This window comes from Rhodococcus sp. IEGM 1330 (assembly GCF_033142445.1).
Lineage (GTDB): Bacteria > Actinomycetota > Actinomycetes > Mycobacteriales > Mycobacteriaceae > Rhodococcoides.
Window position 1 is genome coordinate 213,858 of sequence record NZ_JAWLSB010000003.1, and the last position, 23,882, is coordinate 237,739.

27 protein-coding genes are annotated in these 23,882 nt (G+C 65.7%); 15 read left to right on the plus strand and 12 right to left on the minus strand.

Features of this window, described 5'->3' with window-relative positions; genetic code table 11:
- Window positions 1-94: 94 nt before the first annotated feature.
- On the minus strand, window positions 95-478 hold the full coding sequence (locus R4P57_RS09160) for a nuclear transport factor 2 family protein (protein ID WP_317802524.1): 384 nt from the start codon (window positions 476-478) through the stop codon (window positions 95-97).
- A gap of 76 nt (window positions 479-554) precedes the next feature.
- Between R4P57_RS09160 and R4P57_RS09165 the strand changes: the two genes are divergently transcribed.
- Complete coding sequence (locus R4P57_RS09165; protein ID WP_317802525.1) at window positions 555-1,049, plus strand: MarR family winged helix-turn-helix transcriptional regulator; 495 nt, start codon at window positions 555-557, stop codon at window positions 1,047-1,049.
- A 142-nt stretch (window positions 1,050-1,191) separates the two neighbouring features.
- Window positions 1,192-1,731, plus strand: coding sequence for a hypothetical protein (locus R4P57_RS09170; RefSeq protein WP_317802526.1), 540 nt, complete (start codon window positions 1,192-1,194; stop codon window positions 1,729-1,731).
- A 24-nt stretch (window positions 1,732-1,755) separates the two neighbouring features.
- Here R4P57_RS09170 and R4P57_RS09175 read toward each other — a convergent pair whose 3' ends face one another.
- Entirely contained in the window at window positions 1,756-2,178 is a 423-nt protein-coding gene (locus tag R4P57_RS09175; protein WP_317802527.1) for a VOC family protein, read from the minus strand.
- A gap of 121 nt (window positions 2,179-2,299) precedes the next feature.
- Here R4P57_RS09175 and R4P57_RS09180 point away from each other — a divergent pair, with 121 nt between their 5' ends.
- Window positions 2,300-3,913, plus strand: a complete 1,614-nt coding sequence (locus R4P57_RS09180; protein WP_317802528.1) for an alkaline phosphatase D family protein — start codon at window positions 2,300-2,302, stop codon at window positions 3,911-3,913.
- Here R4P57_RS09180 and R4P57_RS09185 read toward each other — a convergent pair.
- Complete coding sequence (locus R4P57_RS09185) at window positions 3,910-5,550, minus strand: GMC oxidoreductase (RefSeq protein ID WP_317802529.1); 1,641 nt, start codon at window positions 5,548-5,550, stop codon at window positions 3,910-3,912. The two genes, R4P57_RS09180 and R4P57_RS09185, sit on opposite strands and share 4 nt — an antisense overlap.
- A gap of 147 nt (window positions 5,551-5,697) precedes the next feature.
- Between R4P57_RS09185 and R4P57_RS09190 the strand changes: the two genes are divergently transcribed.
- Entirely contained in the window at window positions 5,698-6,627 is a 930-nt protein-coding gene (locus tag R4P57_RS09190; RefSeq protein WP_317802530.1) for an endonuclease/exonuclease/phosphatase family protein, read from the plus strand.
- 46 nt (window positions 6,628-6,673) lie between these two features.
- Here the strand turns inward: R4P57_RS09190 and R4P57_RS09195 are convergent, their stop codons facing one another.
- Window positions 6,674-7,048: a VOC family protein gene (locus R4P57_RS09195; RefSeq protein ID WP_317802531.1), complete on the minus strand. Its 375-nt coding sequence runs from the start codon at window positions 7,046-7,048 to the stop codon at window positions 6,674-6,676.
- Between the two features lie 63 nt (window positions 7,049-7,111).
- Here R4P57_RS09195 and R4P57_RS09200 point away from each other — a divergent pair, with 63 nt between their 5' ends.
- Window positions 7,112-8,104, plus strand: a complete 993-nt coding sequence (locus tag R4P57_RS09200; protein ID WP_411742335.1) for an MsnO8 family LLM class oxidoreductase — start codon at window positions 7,112-7,114, stop codon at window positions 8,102-8,104.
- Here the strand turns inward: R4P57_RS09200 and R4P57_RS09205 are convergent.
- On the minus strand, window positions 8,080-8,979 hold the full coding sequence (locus R4P57_RS09205; RefSeq protein WP_317802534.1) for a LysR family transcriptional regulator: 900 nt from the start codon (window positions 8,977-8,979) through the stop codon (window positions 8,080-8,082). The genes R4P57_RS09200 and R4P57_RS09205 overlap by 25 nt on opposite strands.
- A 130-nt stretch (window positions 8,980-9,109) precedes the next feature.
- Here R4P57_RS09205 and R4P57_RS09210 point away from each other — a divergent pair, with 130 nt between their 5' ends.
- Complete coding sequence (locus tag R4P57_RS09210) at window positions 9,110-10,444, plus strand: NAD(P)/FAD-dependent oxidoreductase (protein WP_317802535.1); 1,335 nt, start codon at window positions 9,110-9,112, stop codon at window positions 10,442-10,444.
- Here R4P57_RS09210 and R4P57_RS09215 read toward each other — a convergent pair.
- Genes R4P57_RS09215 through R4P57_RS09225 form a run of 3 tightly spaced genes read right to left on the minus strand, consistent with a single transcriptional unit; the run spans window position 10,441 to window position 13,017 of the window.
- The gene (locus R4P57_RS09215) at window positions 10,441-11,091 is read right to left on the minus strand and encodes a response regulator transcription factor (protein WP_317802536.1); all 651 of its coding nucleotides are present in this window, start codon (window positions 11,089-11,091) and stop codon (window positions 10,441-10,443) included. The two genes, R4P57_RS09210 and R4P57_RS09215, sit on opposite strands and share 4 nt — an antisense overlap.
- A gap of 13 nt (window positions 11,092-11,104) precedes the next feature.
- A complete protein-coding gene (locus R4P57_RS09220; protein ID WP_317802537.1) occupies window positions 11,105-12,442 on the minus strand; it encodes a sensor histidine kinase in 1,338 nt (445 codons plus the stop codon).
- Entirely contained in the window at window positions 12,442-13,017 is a 576-nt protein-coding gene (locus R4P57_RS09225) for a hypothetical protein (RefSeq protein ID WP_317802538.1), read from the minus strand. The genes R4P57_RS09220 and R4P57_RS09225 overlap by 1 nt, the downstream gene beginning before the upstream one ends.
- A gap of 162 nt (window positions 13,018-13,179) precedes the next feature.
- Between R4P57_RS09225 and R4P57_RS09230 the strand changes: the two genes are divergently transcribed.
- The gene (locus R4P57_RS09230) at window positions 13,180-13,380 is read left to right on the plus strand and encodes a hypothetical protein (protein ID WP_317802539.1); all 201 of its coding nucleotides are present in this window, start codon (window positions 13,180-13,182) and stop codon (window positions 13,378-13,380) included.
- A gap of 14 nt (window positions 13,381-13,394) precedes the next feature.
- Here R4P57_RS09230 and R4P57_RS09235 read toward each other — a convergent pair whose 3' ends face one another.
- Window positions 13,395-13,919: a histidine phosphatase family protein gene (locus tag R4P57_RS09235; RefSeq protein ID WP_317802540.1), complete on the minus strand. Its 525-nt coding sequence runs from the start codon at window positions 13,917-13,919 to the stop codon at window positions 13,395-13,397.
- Complete coding sequence (locus R4P57_RS09240) at window positions 13,906-14,448, minus strand: GtrA family protein (RefSeq protein ID WP_317802541.1); 543 nt, start codon at window positions 14,446-14,448, stop codon at window positions 13,906-13,908. The genes R4P57_RS09235 and R4P57_RS09240 overlap by 14 nt, the downstream gene beginning before the upstream one ends.
- Before the next feature lie 62 nt (window positions 14,449-14,510).
- Here R4P57_RS09240 and R4P57_RS09245 point away from each other — a divergent pair, with 62 nt between their 5' ends.
- Window positions 14,511-15,704, plus strand: coding sequence for an MFS transporter (locus R4P57_RS09245; protein ID WP_317802542.1), 1,194 nt, complete (start codon window positions 14,511-14,513; stop codon window positions 15,702-15,704).
- Here R4P57_RS09245 and R4P57_RS09250 read toward each other — a convergent pair.
- Window positions 15,683-16,288: a TetR/AcrR family transcriptional regulator gene (locus tag R4P57_RS09250; protein ID WP_317802543.1), complete on the minus strand. Its 606-nt coding sequence runs from the start codon at window positions 16,286-16,288 to the stop codon at window positions 15,683-15,685. The two genes, R4P57_RS09245 and R4P57_RS09250, sit on opposite strands and share 22 nt — an antisense overlap.
- 66 nt (window positions 16,289-16,354) lie before the next feature.
- Here R4P57_RS09250 and R4P57_RS09255 point away from each other — a divergent pair, with 66 nt between their 5' ends.
- From R4P57_RS09255 to R4P57_RS09265, 3 genes are all read left to right on the plus strand, one after another.
- The gene (locus tag R4P57_RS09255) at window positions 16,355-16,996 is read left to right on the plus strand and encodes a GAP family protein (protein WP_317802544.1); all 642 of its coding nucleotides are present in this window, start codon (window positions 16,355-16,357) and stop codon (window positions 16,994-16,996) included.
- Between the two features lie 34 nt (window positions 16,997-17,030).
- Window positions 17,031-17,282, plus strand: coding sequence for a hypothetical protein (locus R4P57_RS09260; protein ID WP_317802545.1), 252 nt, complete (start codon window positions 17,031-17,033; stop codon window positions 17,280-17,282).
- Window positions 17,283-17,387: 105 nt separating this feature from the next.
- Entirely contained in the window at window positions 17,388-18,335 is a 948-nt protein-coding gene (locus tag R4P57_RS09265) for a CPBP family intramembrane glutamic endopeptidase (RefSeq protein WP_317802546.1), read from the plus strand.
- Here the strand turns inward: R4P57_RS09265 and R4P57_RS09270 are convergent.
- The gene (locus tag R4P57_RS09270) at window positions 18,325-18,834 is read right to left on the minus strand and encodes a GNAT family N-acetyltransferase (RefSeq protein WP_317802547.1); all 510 of its coding nucleotides are present in this window, start codon (window positions 18,832-18,834) and stop codon (window positions 18,325-18,327) included. The two genes, R4P57_RS09265 and R4P57_RS09270, sit on opposite strands and share 11 nt — an antisense overlap.
- Window positions 18,835-18,909: 75 nt before the next feature.
- Between R4P57_RS09270 and R4P57_RS09275 the strand changes: the two genes are divergently transcribed.
- The 4 genes from R4P57_RS09275 (at window position 18,910) to R4P57_RS09290 (ending at window position 23,881) form a co-directional block, all read left to right on the plus strand.
- A complete protein-coding gene (locus tag R4P57_RS09275; RefSeq protein WP_317802548.1) occupies window positions 18,910-20,919 on the plus strand; it encodes an HNH endonuclease in 2,010 nt (669 codons plus the stop codon).
- Window positions 20,920-21,072: 153 nt separating this feature from the next.
- On the plus strand, window positions 21,073-21,624 hold the full coding sequence (locus R4P57_RS09280; protein ID WP_317802549.1) for a biotin transporter BioY: 552 nt from the start codon (window positions 21,073-21,075) through the stop codon (window positions 21,622-21,624).
- Between the two features lie 53 nt (window positions 21,625-21,677).
- A complete protein-coding gene (locus R4P57_RS09285) occupies window positions 21,678-22,751 on the plus strand; it encodes an AMP-binding protein (RefSeq protein ID WP_317802795.1) in 1,074 nt (357 codons plus the stop codon).
- Entirely contained in the window at window positions 22,748-23,881 is a 1,134-nt protein-coding gene (locus R4P57_RS09290) for a thiolase family protein (RefSeq protein ID WP_317802550.1), read from the plus strand. Before R4P57_RS09285 ends, R4P57_RS09290 begins: the two co-directional genes overlap by 4 nt.
- The last annotated feature ends 1 nt before the right edge of the window (window position 23,882 follow it).

A 23,882-nucleotide genomic window follows, 5' to 3' on the forward strand; every position in this document is an offset into this window, starting at 1 on the left:
ATCGACTTCGGTCGGTGCGGGGCTTTGTCGTATCCGAGGTGCGCGGTGAGTTTTCGATGCGCCTCGAGTCGTTACCGGTATGACCAACCAAACGTCAAGCACCATCGTGAACATCGGCGTGGCCATGTTCACCGTCGCAGAACTCGGTGATCGTGCCGTCCTTGACGACGGCGAAGTCCTGGCCGGTGACGACGGCTGGGGCATCGGGCGGCGAGAGTGCCCAGGAGATACGGGCGACGTCACCCAGCACGGCGGGTTCGACGGTGACGGAGAAAGACAGGCCGGCGGAGTCCGCGAGCAGTGCGGTGATCGCATCGATGACGGCGTCGCGTCCGGTCGCGGTGTTCTCGGCGTCGTAGAACACCGCGTCCGGGTGGTACATGGCTTCGATCAGCTCGCGTCGTCGGTCGGCGTCGGCGGTGTTGAACACCTCGACTACGTTGCGACGTACCAACTCGGCGTGAGAAGTGCTGTCCATGGTGGGCCCCTAAGGTTGGTGGTCGGGGTCCAGTGCGGCAACGCCCCGGTCTTCAGCATCTCAGAAAGTACGTGACATGTCACCTAATTACCTCGAAGGCAGCCCGTGGCTGACGCCAGCTCAGGAGTCGGCCTGGCGCGCCTACATGGGTTTGTCACTGCAGATGACGTTCGAGATGAACCGGCAGCTGACCGAGGACCACGGTCTCTCCCTGGCCGACTACTCGGTGCTCGTTGCGCTGGCGGACAGTCCCGACGGCCGTCGCCGGGTGACCGACCTGGCAGCCGAGATCGGCTGGGAGCGCAGCAGGGCCTCACATCACCTCGCTCGGATGTGCGCACGGGGGCTCACCGATCGCGCGGTCTCGTCCACCGACGGGCGCGCCACGGATGCCGTTCTCACCGGTGCAGGCAAGGCGGCTCTGGACGGGGCCGCGGCGGGTCATGTCGATGTAGTGCGTCGATTGTTTTTCGACGGGCTCGTACCCGAGGAGATCCCCATTCTGGAGTCGATCCTCACACGCCTGCGCGACCACGTGCGGACCAACGGGACACTGCCCCGGCCGCAATGACAACCTTCACCTCGCGTGACAACGGGTGATCATGGCGAGCTGGTTCGCCCCGGGGGCACGGCTGATCTGAAACAAACCCAACCGGTCTGAGAATATCGTCGTCTGGGGGTCGGTGGGACGCTTCGCCCGTTATCGTTGCCCCATGCGAAAGACTGTGCTCGTGCTTGCGATGGTCATGGCGTGGATTTTCGCGGGCGCCCTCCCGGTCGGTGCGGCACCCGGTGATGACCCGTCGTGGTCCGGCGACTATTCGCTGATGCGATTCGCGGCGAGCAAGACCGGCACGAGCGCAGCGGCGTCGCAGCCGGAACCGGATTTCTCCAACGTCTACACCTTCGCCACCGACTGCACCGACGGAGACTGCGTTGCCTCCGTCGTCGCCGGGCCACCACCGGCAAACGAGTCTCTCCAGAACCGCCCGATCGACTACATCTGGGACGGAACGAGTTGGGTGCACACCTATGACTGGGTGTGGGACTGCTGGAAGGGCGCAGGAAATCCCAAGGAATACAACGATGCGCACTCGGTTGCCTACTACACCCCGCAACCCGACGGCAGCTTGAAGGGCGTGTGGACGACCACGATCTACGGCGGCTACTGCGACGGCACCGTCGTGATGAATGTTGCTGCGTATCCTGTCCCGCCGATTCCCACCCTGCCTCCGATGTTCGGCAGTAGCTGACCGAGTGAGGTCGCGTTCGTCGAATCATTCGTGATGGCAGACGGCCTCGAGGTCGATGCCGTTGAGGTCGCGAACGAATGATCCGTAGTACGTGGCGTGGTATTCCGGCTGCAGTCCCGGCGGCCGGAGCTCGATCGCTCCTGCCAGGAGTGCTGCCGCGTGGAAGGCATCGACGGTGGCGCGATCCGGGGCGCTGAAGGCGAGATGGGTGTGCGGTCCGATGGCCGAACCCGGGGCGTCGACTATCCAGAAGAACGGCTTCACCTGCGCCCAACCGAACGCGATCATTGCGAGCTGGTTCGCCTCGGGGGTGTGCGGTACCCGCATGATTTCGCTGATCCCCAGCGGTTTCAGTGCAGCACCGTAGAACTCGGCGCTGGCGGTGAGATCGGCGACGCCGATGTTGAGGTGGTCGATCTGCGAGCCTGTGCGGTCGATGTTCGTCATGCGCTCGAGTGTGGCCGGGATCGCGGACGATGTCGGTCCTCAATCGAATGAAAACTTCGTGTTCATGTCCCCGTTCGATCGATGACGGGCACAGTTCGCCCGGGCGCGAAAGCCTCGAAGGATGGTGAGACGGGGTAACGAGATACGGTTCGGGCAGGACATCTCCATGCGGGCGGGGGCCACGCGTCGACAGTTCCTGACGTGGAGTGCGCTGGTGGGGGCGCTGGCGTTCACTCCGGAACTAGCGGGCACCACGGCGCACGCACAGTCCGTGGTGACTCCCGACTACCCGTTCCGCCTGGGCGTGGCGTCCGGCGACCCACTGCCCGACTCGGTGGTGTTGTGGACCAGACTCGCCACCGATCCCTTTGCGCCACTGGGCGGAATGACTCCTGGCGTCGTGCCGGTGCGGTGGCAGATCGCGGCGGACGAGCGATTCGCGAACATCACCCGCGAGGGGGTCGAGCTCGCCACCGAGTTCGACGGCTGGTCCATTCACGTCGACGTCCGAGGTCTGGAGCCCGCTCGCGAATACTTCTATCGGTTCCTCGTCGGACCGCATGCCAGTCCGGTGGGCCGCACCAAGACTGCACCGGCAGTGGGGCGGCCGCTGAGCAGGCTCGATTTCGCGTGGGCGTCGTGCCAGAAATGGGAGGACGGGTTCTTCGGTGCGTACCAGGACTTGGCGGCGTCGAATCTCGATGTGGTGTTCTTTCTGGGCGATTACATCTACGAGTACGCGATCAAGGACGAAGGTGCCAGGCAGGGCGAGCCGCGCACAGAGTCGGCGGCTCGAGAAACCATGGTGCTCAGCGACTATCGAGACCGATATGCGATGTACAAGGCGGACGAGAACCTCGCTGCCGCGCATTCGTCGGCACCCTTCGTCTCGACGTTCGACGATCACGAGGTGGACAACAACTGGGCGTCGCAGATCAGCCAGGATGACGACGATCCGCGAGAGTTCCTGTTGCGCAGAGCTGATGCGTTCAAGGCGTGGTGGGAGAACACTCCGGTTCGTGCGAATCTGAAGCCCGTCGGACCGGACATGACGGTCTATCGCCGGTTCTCGTTCGGCGATCTGGTGGACTTCTCGGTGCTGGACACGCGCCAGTACCGCAGCGATCAGGCGCACGGGGACGGCGAGCATGCGCAGGACGCCGAGACGGCAGATCCGTCGCGCACGATCACCGGTGCGGCGCAGGAGAAGTGGATACTCGACGGTTTCGCATCACCGTCGACGTGGAACTTCTTGGCGCACCAGACGGTCATCTCGGACTTGGCACGTGGGCTCGGCAGCGATCGCAAGGTCGGGATGGATCCGTGGAGCGGGTACGAGGCGTCTCGGCACCGAATTCTGGACGGGGCCAGCGATCGTGGCACGAAGAACGTCGCGTCGATCGTCGGCGACATTCATCGCACGATCGTCTCCGAACTACGCCGCGATTACCAGGATCAGGCGTCGCCGATCCAAGGTGTGGAGATCGCGACCACCTCGATCGCGTCGGGCAAGGACGGTGCCGATGTCGACACCGCCGGTGCGGCGATCGCCGAAGCCTCACCGCACGTCAAGTACGGCAACGCTCGGCGCGGCTATCTCCGTAGCACGCTGACGAACACCGAATGGCGTTCGGAGGTCAGGGTTCTGGATCGGGTCTCGACGCGGGGGGCCTCGGCGCGAACCGCAGCGACCGTCACCGTCCCCGAAGGCCGTCCCGAGATTCAGCTGGGCTAGCGCCCGTCGGCGATGATCTGCGCGACGTTGCGTTCGGCCAGTGCGGTGATGGTCAGCGACGGGTTGGCGGCTCCGGTGCTGCCCGGAATCAGCGCACCGTCGACGACGTAGAGCCCGGGGTGGCCCTTCACGCGGCCGTAGCCGTCGGTGACGTCGCCCAGTACCGCGCCGCCGAGGGGGTGGGCGGTGAAGGTGTCGTCGACGTCGCGGGTGAACGGCTCGGCCGCGACGATGGTGCCGCCGGCCTGGGCCATCCGATTCTGCACTGCGCGTAGGGCCTCGACGGTGTCTCGGCTGCCACCCTTCGGCCAGTTCAGCGTCAATGTGTCTGTGGCTGAATCGAATCCGAAGTTCCCGCGCAGTGGATCGATGGTCATGCCGAGTGAGCCGAGGAAGCCGAGATTGACGGGAACGCCAGGTACGTACCAGTTCTCGACGGTCAGTGGCAGTCCTGAGTCGTCGACGATGCGCGACGCGCAAGGCGCACCCTGCGGTCCGGCGGACATCGGCCCGAGGGAGCGGGTCATCGACGCGTCGCCGTTGGTGCCCCAGCCGGTGCCGACGAATTCGTTGAGGTTCGACAGCGCTCCGGTGGTGCGGGCGCGCATCAGTAGCTCGGTGGTGCCGATGGACCCGGCTCCGAGGACGAGCGTGTCGCAGGTGACCGTGCGTGTCTCGACGACGTTGCCGAACGGGTCGAGGCGTTGAATCTCGACGCGGTAGCGGCCGCCGGATTCGGTGCCGATCGCCGCGACGCGGTGGCTGTGACACACCGTCGCGCGGCCGGTGGCCTCGGCCTGCGGGATGTAGTTCTGCGTCAGGTCGTGCTTGGCACCGTTGGAGTTGCCGAAGGTGCTCGCGCCGACGGTCGCGGATGGCCGCGAGCGGCCGCCGATTTCGTCGCGGACGACGTTCCAGTTCCAGTTGCCGTCCACTGCCTGGGGAGTGAAGCCTGCCCGCCGGGCGTGGTCGTCCCAGGTGCGCGAGTGTGCGAAGTTCGGGCTGTTGTAGACGTCCTCGGGCATCGCCGACGGCCGGAGCATCGAGCGGGCCTTGGGGTACCAGGTGGCGGCCATCTCGTCGTAGTTCAGTCGTCCGCCGAAGGAGAGGTCGAAGAACTTCTTGTCGGGGGCGATGGTGACGCCGGTGTAGACGATCGAGCCGCCGCCGACGGCCGCGCCGCGCCAGACCGAGAGGTTCTCGTAGCGGGTGGTGTCGAGTACGCCGCCGAACATGTCGACCGGTCCGACGGGCATTCCGGTGATGTTGGTGAACGAGCTCTGTTGCCAGAGTCCGCGTCCGTCGGCGGTCATGTCGGCGGTGAAGATCTCGCGCCACGGGTCACGTGGCCAGCGCAGTCCGCGTTCGAGGACGGTGACCTGGGTGCCGGCCTGCGCCATGCGAAGGGCGGCGGCGCTGGCACCGAATCCGGAGCCGATGACGAGGACGGGCGAGTGGTCCGGTGGGCGCGGAGGATCGGCGAACAGTTCGGGGACCAGTGATCGGATTCGTTCGGCACCGATCGGCAGCGCGCCTGCTGTGGCGGAGCCCGGCATTCCAGCCGAGTTCAGGACCGGAGCGGCGGCAGCGCCGAGCATTCCGGCAGCGGCCAACCGCAGCAGTTGCCTTCGGTTCACGGAAAGTCCCCCTACTTGACTCACGGACAGCGTTGTCGATTCTGTCGTGTTTGCGGCGAGAAAGCGAACAGTTCGGTCGGAATTGGGGATGCTTCCCAGCTGGGCCTCAGGTTTGCCTGTCAGACTTCGCTTATGGTGTGGGCTCCGGTGGCTGTCTTGCTGCTCGTCGCGGCCGCTCTCGGCGTCGCGGCGCATCATCTCGACGCCCGATCGCAACCGATGCTCGTTGCCGGTGCTTTGGCACATGTCCTCATGCTCGCCGCGGTGCCCGGCACTGCTCTCGCGGCCGTGGCGTTCGGTTGGCGGGGGCTCGTGGCTGGCGCGGCTGTATTGATGGGCGCCGCCGCAACGCAGATTCCCTTGCACAGGCACCGCGGCAGCAAGACCTCTACATCTGAATCGACCGGACCGACTCTGACGGTCTTGCACGCCAACATCTGGCTGGGACAGGCCGATCTCGACGCAGTGGTAGCGCTGGTCGAGCAGCATCGGCCCGACGTCCTCACCCTGGTGGAACTGACGCCGGAGGCCGACGCGGGGCTTCGCGGCAGACTGGCCGAGCTGCTGCCGCATGCCTACGTCAGTGCAGCTCCCGGCGGTGACGGGTCCGGTATCTACAGTCGCTTTCCGCTCGTCGACGAGCGCAGGCACGACGGTTTCGTCACCGAGATGCTCTCTGCACGGGTGGAGATGCCAGGGCGGCCGCTGGTGTTTGCGGTTCATCCCGTGCCGCCGTGGCCACGGGAGCCGTCGGAGTGGGTTCGCGAGCTCGGACTGTTGCGTCAACTACTGGCCAAGATCCCCGTCGACGACGGTCCTGTGGTGGTGGCGGGCGACTTCAACGCGACGCAGGATCATCGGCGGTATCGGGACCTGCATGGCGGCCGGTTCGTCGATGCGGCGGTGGCGACCGGCGCCGGGATGCTCAGGACGTATCCGGCGCATACCTGGTACCCACCCGTCATCGCCATCGACCATGTTCTGGTGGCGGACCTGGCGGTCCGATCGGTCGAGGCCGTGACGATTCCCGGCTCCGACCACCGCGGCATCCTGGCTCGGCTGCAGCTCCGGCAATAGGCTCTGGCTGCATCGATCAGGACTGCACCGATCAGGGTTGCATTGATCAGGACTGCGCGGGCAATTGCTGCACCGACCACGTGTTGCCGTCGGGGTCGGCGAAGTACACGAACGTGCCCCAGCCCTCGTCCTTGGGCGGATCGATGGTCAAACCCGCCGACGTGAGGTGCTCGTAGGCCTCCTGGACGTTGTCCACGACCATCAGAATCCCGGCTCCCTTGCCCGGCTCGGCGTCGGTGATGCCCTCGCCGATCGCGATGGAGCACGCCGAGCCCGGGGGAGTGAGCTGGACGTAGCGAATGCCGTCCCAGGGGCGAGCGTCATGATCGGCGTTGAAGCCGATCGAGACGTAGAAGTTCTTGGCGCGGTCCACATCGGTGACGGCCAGGGTGACGAGTTCGATCTTCATGGTGAGGTTCATGACGCAATACTGACGGCCATTGCGGACATCTTCGGTCCGCGTCGAACGAACAGTTCGAGAAATATGCCCGACGCCTCGTCGGTTGGAATACTCGTGTTCCTTTCACTGCTCGACAGATCCCGCACGCGAACCAGTTTCGACGACGGGTCTGCGCTGCGGCATACCGTCGAACGAGCAGTGCATGCCGAGAAGATCGGGTTGCATCGGTTCTGGGTGGCCGAGCACCACGGCGTTCCCGGCATCGCGTCGGGCGCGCCGGCGGTTCTCGCCGCGGCAGTGGCGTCGCGCACCTCGCGCATTCGCGTCGGATCCGGCGGGGTGATGCTGCCCAACCATCAGCCGCTGATCGTGGCTGAGCAGTTCCTGATGTTGGAGTCCCTCTTTCCCGGCCGGATCGATCTGGGTGTCGGCCGCTCCCTCGGGTTCACCGATCCGGTCCGGGCAGCATTGCGCAGTGAGCACGCCGACACGTTCGAGGCCGACATCGCCGAATTACGTTCGTATCTCGACGGTTCGGGCCCGGTGACCGCCCGGCCGGCTGTTCCGTCTCCGCCGGTGTTCGTCCTCGCGACCGGAGCGGGTCTCGAGGTTGCCGCTCGCGCCGGGCTCCCGGTCGTCGTCGGTGGACCGGTATTGCAGCGTGACGATCCATTGGCGCTCTATCGCAAGCACTTTCGGCCCACACCCTCGAATCCCGAACCGTATGTGATCATCTCGCTCGACGTGACCATCGCAGCGGATGCCGCCGATGCCCGCAGGCTCGCCGTCCCGGAGGCGTGGGCGATGGCCAGGTCCAGGCGCGAGGGTGAGTTCCCGGCTCTGGAACCTGTGTCGGCGATCGATGAATCGCAGTGGACGCCGCAGACGCGGAACCGAATCGAGGCGTCGTTGGCGTCGAGCATCCTGGGCACGGCCGGGCAGGTCCGTCCGCGGCTGGAGGAGGTGGCCGAGCGCACCGGCGCGAACGAGATCATGGCCTCGACGTCGACGTACGATCGCGCCGAATTGTTCGGGGCCGATGCCGCGTTCGCTCAGCTCGCAGGAGTGGCGGGTTGAACCGGTGCTGTCGCCGCCAGGGCCGCCACGAGGTCGCGCTGAATGTCGGTGGCGGGCACGGTCGCGTCGACCACGGCCGATACCGGTAGCCGCAGCCTGCGGTCGGCCTCGGTGCGGAAGACCAGGCCGGTTTTGGGGGTGCTGTCGGCGGTGCTGGCGTACAGGATGGACCAGCATTGTGGGTTCTTGAGGAGTTCGGCGCTGGCGGTGTGATCGGACGCCACGGGTGGGCCGAAGCTCAGCGGCAGGCCGCTGCGTTTCATCTCGCGTTCGATCACCCGGTGCAGCAGGATTTGCTCGCTCCGTTTGGGGAGTAGCAGGGGGTAGCCGGCGAGCTGGCTCAGGCTCGGGTTGTTCTCACTCGCCAGAGGATGGCCCTCGGGGAGGACGACGACGAGGTCCTCGGTCCACAGCTCGGTCACGTGCAGACCGGAGCGTTCGACGCTGCCGCGGATCAGCGCCACCTGGCAGTCGCCGGACGTCACCGCTTCGATCTGTTCTGCGAATCGTTTCAGGACGAAGTCGATCTCCGCGTCGGGATGACGCTCGCGGACCGCGACGATGGCGGAGATGGCGTTTGCTGCGAACGTCATGTTTCCGGTCAGGCGCAGCTGATTTCGCCTTCGGGTCGTCAGTGCCAGGGCGGCCTGCTCGAGCTCCACCATGTGCCGGGCGATGGAGACCAATTGTGCTCCGACAACGGTCAATCGGACGGTACGGGAGGTCCGCTCGAACAGGGGCTCACCGATTTCTCGTTCCAGCTTGGAGATCTGCAGGCTGATCGCCGATTGCGAGACGTAGCAGCGTTCGGCAGCGCGAGAGAAGTTCAGTTCCTCCCCGACCGCGAGGAAGTACTTCAGCTGCCGCAGTTCCATGCCGCCATTGAACCATGAGTTCTACTCATAGATGCTATTTCAACTTCCGCGTTGATAGCGCATCGCGGTCGGAGTTTCATGGAGGTAGTTCTTCGTAGAGGGAAAGACTCGAGCCGAAAAGGAAAGTGCTGTGCAAACGTACGACGTCGTCATCGTGGGATCGGGATTCGGAGCATTGGCTGCCGCCAAGTCTCTGGGCAAGGCCGGTGTGACGTTCTCGCTGATCTCCAGCACCACCGAACACCTCTTTCAGCCGCTGCTCTACCAGGCCGCCACCGGAATGCTCTCGACGGGCGAGATCGCCCCTCCGATCAGGCGCATCCTCGCGCAGTACGACTCCGCCGACGTCCGTCTGGGACGCGTCGTCGACGTCGATCCCGAGGCTCATCGGGTGACCTACATCGGTGCCGGGCAGAGTCACACCATCGGCTTCGGTCGGCTCGTCGTCGCCACGGGTGCCACGCAGGCGTATTTCGGTCGCGACGAATTCAAGGACCGCACGTTCGCGCTCAAGACCGTCGACGACGCGATCGCGCTCCGTGAGCAGATTCTGAGCTGCTACGAGACCGCGCACATGACGACCGATCCGGCCGCTCGCAAGGAGTTGTTGAGCTTCGTCGTCGTCGGTGCAGGCGCGACGGGTGTGGAGCTGGCAGGTCAGATCAGGGACCTCGCGCACCGTTACTTCGCCGGGTCGTTCCCGGACATCGAACCCGACGACGTCACGGTGACCCTCGTCGACGGAGTCAAGGAAGTGCTGCCCGCGTTCGGTGGCAAGCTCAGCGCGTACGCCCGAACGAAGCTCGAGAAGTCGGGCGTCGACGTCGTCACCGGGGCCATGGTCACCGATATCGCCGACGACGTCGTGACGGTGCAGGACGTGGACACCGAGACCTCACGGACCTTTGCCGCCAAGACGGTCATCTGGTCGGCGGGAGTGCAGGCCAGTGATCTGGCGGCCACGATCGCCGAGCGCACCGGGTGCGAGACCGACCGTGCCGGAAGGCTTCTCGTACACAATGACCTGACGGTCGGCTCGGCGAAGGACATCTACGCAATCGGCGACGTGACGTCGTTGAACAAGCTCCCCGGTCAGTCGCCGGTGGCGATGCAGCAGGGCAGGCACGTTGCGAAGACGATCATCGGAAAGGTCGACGCGGGAACGCCGTTCGAGTACACCGACAAGGGCAGCATGTCGATCGTCGGCCGATTCAGCGCTGTGGCGCGGCTGTTCGGCAAGGTCGACATGTCGGGTCCGATCGCGTGGCTCATGTGGCTCGCGGTGCATCTGATGTACCTGGTCGGCTTCCGGAACCGATACGTTGCGGTGGTGTCGTGGATGACCTCGTACATCGGCGACAAGCGACCGCACTTTCAGTACACCGACCACTCCGCCGCCACAACCACACGGCGGGCCGAGGTCACCAGCGAGACCTCGGACGAAGACGAGCGTAGAGCGGCCTAGGTCGCAATACCGTTGCGGTAGGCCCAGATCACCACGTGAACTCGGGTGTTGACGTCGAGCTTGCGGCAGATGTTGCTGACGTGAGTTTTGACCGTGCTCTGTTCGAGCTGCAGTGAGCGGGCGATCTCGTTGTTGCCCAGGCCCTGCGTCAACAGTTGTACCACGTCCATTTCGCGCAGACTCAGGTCGTGTTGCGGTGCAACGGAAGTGGGTCGGGTCGCCGCACCACGGCGGGCGAACTCGGTCATCAGGCGTGGGGTCAATCGAGGGGAGAGCGCCGCGCCGCCGCCGGCGACGGTGACCACCGCGTCGGCTAGTTCGTCGGGATCGGTGTCCTTGAGCAGGAAGCCGGACGCTCCACTGTCGAGAGCTGCGAACACGTACTCGTCGAGGTCGAAGGTGGTGACGACGATGACGCGAACGCTGTCGAACTGCGCCAGTATCTCGCGCGTGGCGGTCAGGCCGTCGCCGTTCGGCATCCTGATGTCCATCAGTACGACGTCCGGTCGCAATGCCGACACCTGCTGCACGGCATGCCTTCCCGAGCTCGCGTGCCCGACGACCCGGATGTCGGGATGGCCGGCCAAGAACAGTTCGAATCCCTGCCGAACCACCGGTTGATCGTCCGCGATGAGTACGGTGATCATGCGTGTGACTCCATCATGCGAACAGCTCGACGGGCTGCGAGATCATTCCGCCGATGGGCAGTCGAGCGCGCACGGTCCACGTCGTTCGGTCATCGGACAATCCGGCATCGAGGGTGCCGCCGAGTAGTGCGGCTCGCTCCCGCATTCCCGGAATGCCGAATCCCTGACCCGCGGACTCGTGCAGTTCGGAGCTGCCCGAGGTGATCGTGTTGGTGACGGTCACCTCGATGGCCGAGGATCGATCGACCACCTGCACGCGTACTGCGCAATTCGGCGCGTGGCGTCGGGCATTGGACAGAGATTCCTGAACGACGCGATAGCACGTCAACTGCACCGCGCTGTCGGTGCCACCAATCCTGTCGCCATCGCCGGAGACGTCGACGTCGATGGATGCGAACGAGATTCGTGACTGTTCGATCAGCTCGGCGATATCGGAGATCATCGGTTGCGGCGCAGTGTCTGTGTCGAAGCCGGTGTTGAGGCTGTAGGTCATGTCTGCGCCGGGACGGAGGATACCGACGATCTGGCGCAGGCTGTCGAGGGTGCGCTGGCCGTGTTCGATTGCGCCGGTGAGTAGTTCGCGTGCGTGCTCGGGGTTGCTCGTGATGAGCGTCTTCGACGCCTTGGCTTGGATCAGCATGCCGGTCAGGTGGTGAGCCGCGACGTCGTGCAGTTCGCGTGCCATGGCTTTTCGTTCGTTGTCCAGGGCCGTGTCCAGCCGTTGCCGGTGTTCGATTTCGGCTCGGCCGAGGGCGGCCTGGCTCTCGAGTTCCTGCGCCCGTCCGCGTGCGATGTACTTGCCCAGTGCGATGAGCACCGTGTAGTTGATGGCGAGGTTCACTATTTGCTCGGCGACCACGCCGATCGTGCCACCGGGGCCGGCCGCGGCATCCGGGTAGGACAGACGGGTGTCGACGCTGACCGCGATTTCGAGGATCAGCCCGACGGCGATGGGGGCGAACAGGCGTGGCCCTGTCACCCGAATTGCCAAGGTGGCGATGGCAAACCAGTACAGCGGGGTGAACCCGAGAGTCCGGTCCGGCAGGACAAGGATCAACGCGACGCTGATCGCCACCACCGCCAGGTACGCCGTGACCGGAAAGGATCGGCGAACGCACGTCACCGCGGTCATCGCCAGCAGGGCAACGACACTCACCGCGATCAGCTCGGGGCTGTCGACGAGTTCGTCTCCGGTGTCACCGACCATCCCGGTCGAGAGTTGGAACCCGGCGTAGACCAGCGTGGCCAAGAGCATCTCGATCGGCAGCACCACGGGATTGCGCGGCCGCCAGGACGGGCGACATGTGCGCAGCAGTCGTCGAAGGCTCAGCACTCGGGGACCACCCAGCATCAGAGTCGACTCCGTTCTCCTGCTGCATCTTTCGAGCTCGAGTTCTTCTTGCCCACTACCCACAGCGGTCCGGTGACGAACCAGAAGAACGTGATGACGCCGAGCGGCTGGATCACGGTCTTCAGTGCTGCTGCCTGCTCCGAGTCTGCCACGGTGTAGGCCAATGCGTAGGTGATCACGAGTGCGATAGCGGCGGCGACCAGCCACTTCACGAATCCCCGGATCTCGTTGCGGTAGGCCTGCGGACCGGTCTTCGGGGGCTTGACCGGTGCGGGTCCACCGGCGAATCGGTGTGCGAAGCGCACGTCGAGCCAGGCCACCGTCGAGTGCGCGAACACGACGGTCCAGCCGAGGTAGATGCCGGCGAGGCGATGCGCGAATTCGACGTCTCCGCCCCGGTGCAGATCGAGCGCCACGGCTGCGATCAAAACGATGTCGAGGACCGGGAGCAGGGCGAGCGTGATCGTGCTGGCGCGTCGCATGCGTGCCAGATAGCGCAGGCACAGACCACCGATCACGAGTACCCAGAAGCCGACCTCGCAGATTGCGATCGTGAGCAGAATCGGATTGTTCATGGACTCGATCTCACCGCACTGGACGCCTCCGCGGTACCCCCGCGGAGGCGTCGTACCTGGTGGTTCGGCCGAAGGTACGACGCTGCGCTCCACCGAAAGTCGTAGCCGGTCGCGCTACTGTGGAATCACGTATACAGGACATACGAAACCCGGGAGTCGACGATGGCAGGCAAGAAGATCGACAGAGTGCACGCACAGTCCGCGTTGGAGACGGTTCGCGAGAATCCCGGCATTGCCCTGATCGCCGCCGCGCCCGCCTTGGTGGTGCTGGTAGTGGTGTGGTGGCTGCTCGGGTTCCCCGCCGCGTTGATTCTGCTGATCGCAGCAGGCGGGGCCGGCTACCTCTCCCTCAGGAACCGCTGACTAGCGATCACTGACTACCCCTCGGCGCGGGGGATGCAGAACTCGGTGATGGTTGCCGAGCCTGCGGCCAGTGCCGCCCAGGACGCCTCGGTGGTCAGTACTGCGATTGCCGAGGTGGGGAAGCGGTGTCGCACTTCGCGGGCCAGGTCGGTGTCGTCATCGGCGGCCAGTTCGAGTGCGGTCCACGGGATTCCCGGTTCGTGTCCGACGACCAGCAACGTGGACACGTCCACGTCGTCGAAGTACGTGTCTGCGAGCCGGATCTCGTCGATGATCTCGTCGGCCGATCCGCCGTAGATGTCTCGCTCGAAGCGGGTGGGGGCACCGTCCAGACCGGTGGCGGCCAGAGTTTCGCGGGTACGCAGAGCCGTCGAACACAGCACTGCGTCGACATTCCCGACGTGCTCGGTGATCCAGGCTCCGGCGAGTGCAGCCTCGCGCTGGCCACGTGCGGCCAGGGGTCGTTCGTGATCCGGTACTCCGTCGGGGTAGCCGGATTTGCCGTGCCGCATCAGCACGAGGGTCCTAGTGGTCGCCATGCCGTCCACCGTAAACGGTCAGGGCGACGGGATCGGGGAGAACGTCGACCGGTTCCGGGAAGACGAACTTGCGCATTGCCCACCATCGGAATGCAGTTGCCAGCAACGTGCCGATGATGGAACCGCTGACGAAGTCGGCGATGTTCTCGGTGAGGAAGGACACGTTCGGCGACCGCAGATCCAGCATATAACTCGACACCCACAGCGGTAGCTGGTTGATTGCCAGGCCGGTTCCGGCAACGGCGAAGAAGAGTGCTGCCTCGTGGTGACGACGTCGTCCGCCGCGCGCAGTGAACGACCATTCTCGGTTGAGGATGTACGACACGATCGTCGCGATCAGCACGGCCAGAACGTTCGCCGTCACGGGCTTGTCCTGCAGGATCGTCCACTTCAGGCCGAAGAACAGCACGACGGTGACGACGAAGGTGATCGCTCCGACGATAAGGAACTTGAGGGCCTCGGCGTGCTTGACGAGGGGCTCGAGCCAGCGCTGGGGAACGTGGTCGGTGAGGCGGTCGGACACATGCATCCCATCGACGTTACCTCGAGTAACGGATCCGGCCGGCCCGCGAACGATAGGCTCGCAGCGATATGACTAGTGCCCGGCTGTCCGTTCTGGTCGTCTTCTTCGTCAACGGAGCGGTGTTCGCGAACTGGGCTCCGCGCATTCCGGAGATCCAGGACTCGCTGTCGATCGACGTCGCGACCCTCGGCATGGCGTTGACCGGGATCGGCCTCGGCGGGCTGGTGGCCGCGCCCGTCGCGGCTGCGTTGGTTCGACGCTTCGGCAGTCGGTGGGCGATCCTCGCCTCGGGGCTGGCGTTGTGTGCGGCCTTCGTGCTGCCCGCCGTGGCCGTGTCGTGGTGGACGCTGTTGGCGGCGCTGGTGCTGCTCGGCGGGGCAGACGCGGTGATGGACATCTCCATGAACGCGCAGGGCGTGCTCGTCGAGGAACGCGCGGGCAAGTCCCTGCTCAGCAGCTTCCATGCCGCCTGGAGCGTCGGTGCCGTGGTCGGGGGAGTGACCGGCGCGGCCGCGGCCGGTATCCGGATGCCGGTGGCAGCGCACTTCGGCGTCGTCGCGGCGGTGCTGATGCTCGCTCTCGCTGCCGTCGGACGAGGTCTGGTGGGTCCGACATCGGTGGCGCGCGAGGATCACGAAGACCGAGCAGTGGGGCCTGCTTTCGGGCGACCCACGGCTGCGTTCGCCCTGCTCGGTGCCGTGGTTCTGCTCGCCGGGCTCATGGAGGACTTTCCGCAGTCGTGGAGCGCTGTCTACATGACGACCGAGGAGGGTGCGGGCCCGGGTGCGGCCGGTATGGCGTTCGTTGCGTTCTCGGCCGCGATGTTGATCGGCCGGTTGGTCGGAGACCGGATCGTCGATCGGTTCGGGCCGTCGACGGTGCTGACCGGAGGCGCGTCACTGGTGGCGGTGGCCTTCCTCGTCATCCTGGGCCTGTCGGTTCTGGCCGCGGATCTACCGATCCTGGTCATCGGAGCGTTCGCGGTTGCTGGCCTGGGCGCGAGCCCACTGTTTCCCATCGTCTTCAGCCTGGCCGGGCGGCTTCCCGGTGTGTCGTCGGCAGCGGCCATCTCGATCGTGTCGCTGGTCTCCCGGATCGGATTTCTCGTGGCACCCCTGGTCGTCGGACTCGTCGTGGATGCGTCAGGATTCGGATCGGTGTTGGGGGCCATCGCCGTCGCCGGTTCTGTCGTAGCGGTGATCGGGTGGTACTACGGCCGAAGATTCCCCGTCGACTCGGCTCAGGACCGCGGCTCCAGGTAAGTGCGCAACAACCGACGCACCTCGTCGGCCGCGAGTTGCTCGGGATACGTCACTGCCTGCAGCGTCAGCCCGTCGATGTAGGTATGGAGTTCGGCCGCTGCATGTTCGTCCGCACCGCTGTCGAATGTGAATGCGGGAGAGTTCGGTCGATCGAGATCGTGCAGGTGCGCCCACGCGAGCCGGCACAGGTACCGGCTACCGAACCATCCGGCCGTCTTGAGAGCGGCGAGTCGCTCGTCGAATCTGGCTCGCACGATCGCTTCCAGCCACACCGACGCCTCTGCGCGGCGGTCTTCGTCGAGGGGCAGCAACTCCTCGAGGACGCGGATCGCGCGAGCGAGGCCGTCACCGCCGCTCGGATGCGCCTCCAACCGATGTACGACGCGTTGCGTCATGGCCTCGGCCGCGAAGAGGACAAGTTCTCCTTGGTCGGAGAAGTAGTACCGCAGTGATCCAGGGGAGACGCCGGCTTCGGCGGCGACGCTGCGTACCGTCGCCCCGTCCATTCCTGCTCGTTCGATGACGCGCCACACGGCGGCGACGATCTCCGCCCGGCGTGCGTCGTGGTCGACGATCTTCGGCATCGGTCTGTTCTAGCACGCGAAAATCTTTTTCACACAACTGTGCTGAAATCCTGTTACGGTACAGCTGTGCTAATTCAGCTGACCGGGCTCGCGCTGGTGGACAGCATCGGCGTCGGGACTCTTGCGGTTCCGCTGTGGATGATGCTGCGGCCGTCGTTCCGGGCGCGTGTCGTGCTGCTGCATCTGGGCGTGCTGGGACTGCTCTACCTCGGGGTTGGCATCGTCGTGTGGGCGGCCGCCGATGGCCTGAGCGTGGCGATTCCTGGCGACGCGTGGATTCGGTTGGCGGTGGGTCTTGCGGTTCTGGTCATGGGCCTGGTCTGCGACCGTCGGCGGCGAGTCCCGAGCAGTGCGTGGTGGACGCGCCCCGCGGGCGGCGTTCGCGGGGTGCTCCTGCTCGCTGTCGCTGTGGGCGCGGTGGAGGTGGCGACGATGCTGCCCTACTCGGCAGCGATCGACGAGGTAGGTGATGCCGGACTGGGATGGGGGGTCTCGTCGCTGCTGCTCGCGGCGTACGTGCTCGTGACGCTCTCACCCGCTCTCGTTCTGCTCGTCGCCAGAGTTTTTGCACAGGAACGTGTTTCGTCGATCACGCCAACTCTGCTCCGGCGCGTGGATCGCTGGAGTGGGGGCGTGTCGGCAACGGTGTTGCTCGTGGTGGGCGCACTACTGGCCGCGGATGCGGCAATCGAACTGAACCTGGTCTGACCTGATTGTGGTCCGAATCGATGAAAGGGAAGCGATGAAAGCACGAGATGCGCGCAGTATCTTCATGATTGTCGTCGGCGCTGTATTGGCGTTGTTCTTCTGGGACCTGGAGGTGTTGTGGTTCCAGGGCGGCCCGATCGGCTGTGTTCTGGTGGTGCTCGCGATGGTGGACGTATGGGACTCGCGTCGCGGCACTCCGAAGAAGGGGCTGCTCGCGGAACTGCGGGACGACATCGTCGGTACGACGAATTCGAGCGATGCATCCGAGCGTGACACTCGGCCGTGAGTGGCACCGCCGGTTCCGTATCGCCGGGACGGTACTGAATTCTCGGCCCAGGCGTGATAAACAAGCTGTTCGGCGATCTGTATCGAGCGGAATGGTGGTGACCTGGTGACGACCGGTGTCGACGCGGGGCTCACTACTCGCTCGCCTCGGCGTGGTCTGACCGCTGCCGGTACCGCCGTGATGGTGGTAGGTCTGGTGGCCGGGTGGGTTGTCGTCTACTCGGTCGGCCTGATGGGTGCGCTGTGGCGCTTCCGCGAGCCCGACGCCCCGGCACCGACTCTCTCGATGGGGGATCAGTTGGCTGATCTCGCTTTCGGCGCGGCGCAGGTGGCGGTGGGTGCCGTGGCAATCGCCACCGTGTACTTCGCTCGACGTCGGAGGCTGCCTGCCGTGTGGCCGACCCGCAGAGGCACCGCGCGCGAGGCCGCACTCACCTGGTGCGCCGCGATCGGTGCCGCGTCTGCTTCGCTACTCGTGTTGTCTCGCATGGACGTCGTCCGCTTCAGCTTCTCGGTTCCGGCCTCGGTCGAATCCGATTGGCTCGCAGTGGTTTCTGCTCTCGCCGTGGGTCTACGCGAGGAGCCGATTCTGGTGGCGCTACCGGTGTTGCTGCTCGTGGGCCGGCTCCCCATCTGGGCGATCATGGCGTTGTCGGCCACGATGCGAGGCCTTCTCTACATGTACTTCGGCGGAGGCGGATTTCTGTGGGCGCTGTGCTGGGGTGCCGCGGCGGTCTGGGTGTTCTACCGCTACCGGCGGCTGTGGGTGTTGATCGCCATCCACGCACTGGTGATGAATATCCAGGTGTTGGATCGCGTCATCCCGTCAGATAATGCGGCGACCGTTCTGCAGTGGGTCAACATTCTGATCCTGTTCTCGGCGCTGCTGTGGTGGCTCACTCCGCGTGCGCTGGAGGCGTTTCTGCCGAACACGGTGGCGGTTCGGTACGGCGATGCGACCGTCGAGACGAGTCCGATGGTGGCCGAGGTGGTCCTGAACCCCGAGAAACTCGATCCCGACGAGTCCAGACGAGAACCGCCCGTCAAGCCCTGACCATTCGGGCTTCGAGGCACTCCCAGATCGGGTCGAACTTCTCGTTGCCGTCCAGCTCGAATCGATGCTTGCGGTAGAACGCAACCGCACGATCGTTGGCCGCTGCCACCCACAGGTATGTGGATGCCTCCTTGTCGATCACGGTGGTCATGAGTTCTGTTGCGACGCCGGTGCCGTGGTGCTCGGGCACAACGTTCAGTGACCACAGTTCGGTCGACGCCGGCGGATTGTCGTCGCGTGGTGGGCCGCCGGTGGCGAACCCGACGATGCGTGAATCTCTGGTGTCGACGGCGCACCGGGTCCGCACACCGCGGCCCGATTCCTCGTCGCGGCGGGCGATGATCTGCTCCCATCGTTCGATGCGGTCGCGAGGGCGTATCGCATCGAGCTTGGCGCTGTTCATCATTCCCGCGTACGTCGCCTTCCAGATCGCCACGTGCGCTGTACCGAGCTGTTCCTCGTCGCCCGGGCGGATGTCGCGGATCATGTAGCCGGCCATTGTTGTATTTATACCGATACGGCTCGAATTGTTCGTCGGGATTTTTTGTCGGACCCGTCTCGTACTATCGAATACATGTTCGATACCGGTGGGTGGGGAGTGGCGCAGACGCCGCCGGTCGATGACTGCATTGCGGGGTTTCTCGACGTCATCGCGCTGAACCGTGTCAACGAGAACCTTGCTCGGGCGGCGACTGTGCTCGCGTACTGCGATGTGCTCGAGATGCGCCTCGAGGCAGCCGAAGCCTCCGGTGGGGAGCCGGGTGAGACCGTCCGCGGTGCCCTGTGCGATCTGGCCGTGACGATGACCGGAACGCGTCGTGATGCGTCCGTGGTGCACGATGTCGCGGAGCGTCTGCATCGAATGCCGTTGACTGCCTTGCGTTTTGTGACCGGCAGCTTCGACTGGTCGACGGTGGTCACGATCACCTCGGTATTGCATCGCGCCGGTGACGAGGCGATCGCGGAGATCGAGTACGAGGTCTGTGCCGCGGGCGGCCGAATGCGTCCGCAGGCGTTGCGGAACCGGATCTGGCGGCTGTGGATGAAGGCCGATCCGGTCGGTGCCGCAGCTGCCCGCGAGACCGCGAAGTCCGAGGAGGTCGGCGTGCGGATCCACCGCACCGGTCCGGGCGGGATCGCGTCGCTCATCGCGAAGATCACCGATCTCGAAGCGGCAGAGGTGGATGCGCTCATCGTCGAGATCGTCGGGACGGTCTGCAAGGGTGACCCACGATCGACGGGCACGCTGCGGGCAGCGGGTCTGATGGCGTTGCTGCACGGCGAGCATTCACTGGCGTGTCAGTGCGATCGCGGCGACGACTGCCCGGTGGCCGGCGCTGCCGACGATATTCCTCCTCGGCGCGGGCATCTCCTCCAGATCGTGGTGGCGGTCGAGACGCTGCTGGGACTGTCCTCGGAGCCCGCGACCCTGGCCGACGGCACGCCCATCGACCCCGAAGTGGCGCGCATCGTCGCCACGGACGCGAAGTGGCAGGCCCTACTGACCGAGCTGGTCGAGATGCTGAAGCCCGAACAGAGAAACTCGGGCGACGACGGATCGAACGGCGACGGCCCGGATGGCGGTGGTCCGGACGATGGTGGTCCTCCCAACGGCGGCGGCAGCGCTGGCACCACGGGCGGCATCGACGGCACGGCCAAGAAACGCCCCGACGGTCGTTCGCACGCCGGCGGCGGGCAGTCGACCGGTGATCCCGACCCCGGCCGTGCCGCCTCCCTCGGTGGCGATGGGTCGGGTTTGCTGTCGAGTTCGGTCGTACCGTTCTCGACGGTCTCGTTGTCGCTGTTGCGTCGGGTTGTCGGCATGGGTCGGGTGCGCGGAGCCGCCGAGCTTCCGTCCGTGCGCCTCGCAGATGCCCACTGCCGCCCACCCGCAGTTTCGGTGCTGGGGGAGGAGTCTGTCCGCGACGGGCTCGTCGCACGGTGGCTTGCATGGATTGCCGAACGGCCCGAGCGTGCTCGCGGCATCTTTCCCGACGGTCATGGCGGCGAGTCCGCTCCGTCGCAGTCGGCGGTGACGTATCGGCCCGGTGCCCGCGTCGCCGCGTTCGTTCGGGCTGCGTATCGCACGTGTACGTTCCCGAATTGCGACGTGCCGTCGGCCCGGTGTCAGATCGATCATCTGGTTCCGTTCGATCACGACGATCCCGAGCGGGGCGGCTGGACGATCGTGACCAATCTTCAGCCGGTGTGCGTGTTCCATCATCAGGCGAAGACCTCGAAGGCGTGGTCGGCGGTGATGCTCGCTGGCGGCGCGATTCTGTGGTCGAACTCCCTCGGTCTGCGCAGAGTCGCGGTGCCGGAGTTGTCGATCGCGACTCCCCGCGCATCCCGCCGACGCCGAAGGGGCTCGTCCAGGCCGGGAGCGAGCCTGCTCGAACCCACCCGCTGGGAGCTCGAATACGGCGGGTGTGCACCGCCGACGATCGACTACTGTCGCTCTGCGACAACGGATATCGACCGAAAGAAGTTGGCGGAGAAGCGGCGGGCCTACCTCGAACACGGTCGCGTCGTCCATGCACGCGTTCGATACGACCGCACCCGATACGACCCTCCGCCCTTCTGAACAAACACCCGTGCCGGTGTGGCACAGGCCGCTGGCCTGCTACCTTGAACGCCGTTCAAGTCTCTGGGGCAGTTCGCCGCCCCACTCCTCGAGGAGTCACCCGTGTCAGATGTCGACAGCAGTACTCGCCAGCCGAGCCGTAAGGTCGGGCGAATGAACGTCTCCGCCCGCGACATGGCGCAGATTGCAGTGTTCGCAGCACTCATCGCCGCGCTCGGCCTGCCGGGATCGATCACGGTCGGGTTCTCGGGCGTCCCCATCACCCTGCAGACCCTCGGCATCATCCTGTGCGGCGCGATCCTCGGTGCCCGCAAAGGCACGGCCGCGGTCCTGGTGTTTCTCGCGCTGACGATGATCGGTCTGCCGCTGCTGGCGGGCGGGCGTACCGGTCTTCAGGCCATGGCAGGCCCCACCGTCGGCTACCTGATCGGCTGGATCGCAGCAGCGTTCCTGATCGGCCTACTCACTGCGCGCATCCTGCCGAAGTACTCGATTGCGCTCGGCCTGCTGATCAATGCGATCGGCGGCATCCTCGTCATCTATGTTTTCGGCACCGTCGGACTGGTCCTGCGTACCGACGTCGGAGTTTTGGCCGCGATTACCTCCAACGGGCTGTACCTGCCCGGCGACATCGCGAAGGTCGTCGTCGCCACCGTCGTCGCCAAGAGTGTCCACCGCGCGTACCCGGGCCTGATCAAGGCGTGACTCTCACGCTGGGAGGTCGAGGTCGCGACAACAGCACCGCCAACGACACCGCCATCGCCATCGCCCGGGCGGGTCGCACACTCACCTACGCCGAACTCGACGCAGCCGTCGAGCAGTGGCCTCACCTCCCGGTGCACGACGCATCAGCGCTCGATCTGCCCGAGGCCTTGATGTGCGTGTTCGCCGCAGCGCGCCAGGGCAGCGCGGTCCGAGTGGAGGACCCGGCTGCCCGTCCCGAGCGTCCTATGCACACCGATCCCGACGCGTTCCTACTGGTGGCGACCTCGGGCTCCACCGGCCGCCCGAAACCGCTCGCTCGCACCGCCGCGTCGTGGGTCGACAGCTTCCCCGAGTTCACCGACATCTCCGGTATCCGACCGACCGACACCGTGCTGATCACCGGACCGCTGCACGCCACGATGAACCTGTTCGCGGCGGTGCACGCACTGTGGCTGGGGGCATGCGTCACCGACGATCCTGCGCAGGCCACTGCTGTCCACGCGGTGCCTGCGGTACTCCGTGATGTCGTCGGCCGGATGCCTCATGTGCGGGTTGCCGTCGCTGCCGGAGCCGGTCTCGATGACGCTGCCGCGCAGACGATCTCGGCGCAGGAGATCAGGCTGGTCGAATACTACGGCTCGGCAGAGCTGTCGCTGGTGGCGGCGAAGGTCGTGGGCGAACACTCGTCACTGAGACTGCTCCGGGACGTCGACGCACGCACCGAGGGCGGGTACCTGTTCGTTCGGTCGCCGTACGCTGCACTCGGTGCGCGCGGTTGGTTCGGCATCGGTGATCTGGCCGAACTGAACGGCGCCGAACTCCTCGTCCACGGCCGCGGGGATGCAGCGATCAACGTGGGCGGAACCACCGTGATCGCCGAGGACGTGGAGAACATCCTGACCGCACTCGACGGCGTCCGAGCAGCAGCGGTGATCGGAACCCCGCACACGATCCTCGGCGAAACAGTCTCTGCCGTCATCGAACTCGACGGGAGCCGCGACCTCGACATCATCCGAGCCGACGCTCGCGCGGTCATGACGAAGGAAGCGCTGCCGCGACGATGGACCGTGGTTCAGCAGTTGCCCCGTACCTCCAACGGCAAGATCGCGCGGAGGGCCCTGCAGTGAACGTCGCTCCTGTGATCACCCCCGTCATTGTCGCCGCGAAACGCACGGCAATCGGTATCGCCGGGCATGGCTTTGCCGATGTCACCGCCCCGAATCTTGCCGCACCGGTGCTGAAAGCTGTTGCAGCAGAACTCAGCTCACTGGACATCCCGATCGACGACGTGATCCTCGGCAACTGTCTCGGTCCCGGCGGTGACGTCGCGCGGGTCTCGTCGCTGCTCGCGGGCCTCGGTGTCGGCGTTCCCGGAGTCACCGTCGATCGGCAGTGCGGATCCGGGCTCGACGCCGTGGCGCAGGCCGCGTCGCGCATCCGCAGCGGTGACGAGACGCTGATACTGGCCGGCGGCGTCGAGTCTGCCAGCACCAGCCCGTGGCGATTCTGGCCGCCGGTCGACGGCGAAGAGCCCGTCCGCTACACCCGAGCGCCGTTCGCTCCGCACGGCTTCGAGGACCCGGACATGGGTGTGGCAGCGGACGACCTCGCGCGAATCTGCGGTATCGGGCGCGAACGCCAAGATGCCTACGCTGCACGGTCGTTCGCGCGCGCGGCGGCCTACGATTTCTCGGCCGAGATCGTCACTGTGAACGATGTCGCAACCGATGAGCGCATCCGGCCCAACATGACCGCCCAGCGACTCGGCAGACTGCGACCCACCTTCACCTCCGACGGCACCGTCACCGCGGGCAACTCGTGCGGAATATCCGACGGCGCAGCGGTTCTGGCCGTTACCACGGCCGAGCGGGCAGCCGGGATGCCGGCGTTGCGCATCCTCGGCAGTGCGGTCGCAGGGTCCGACCCGGCTCTTCCCGGGCTTGGTCCGGTGCCGGCGATCGAGAAGCTGCTCGCCCGCACCGGGGTGAGCCTCGCCGACATCGACACCGTCGAAATCACCGAGGCGTTCGCGTCGGTCGTGCTCGCGGTCTCGGATGAATTGGGTCTCGACGAAGACCGCATCTGTCCGGAGGGTGGAGCTATCGCGATGGGGCACCCGTGGGGAGCATCGGGCGCAATTCTCCTGGTACGGTTGGCCTCTCGAATGCTGCAACCCGGGGGCCCGGCACTGGGCCTCGCGGCCTGCGCCATCGGCGGCGGGCAAGGAGTAGCGATGCTGGTGGAGCGAGCAACATGAG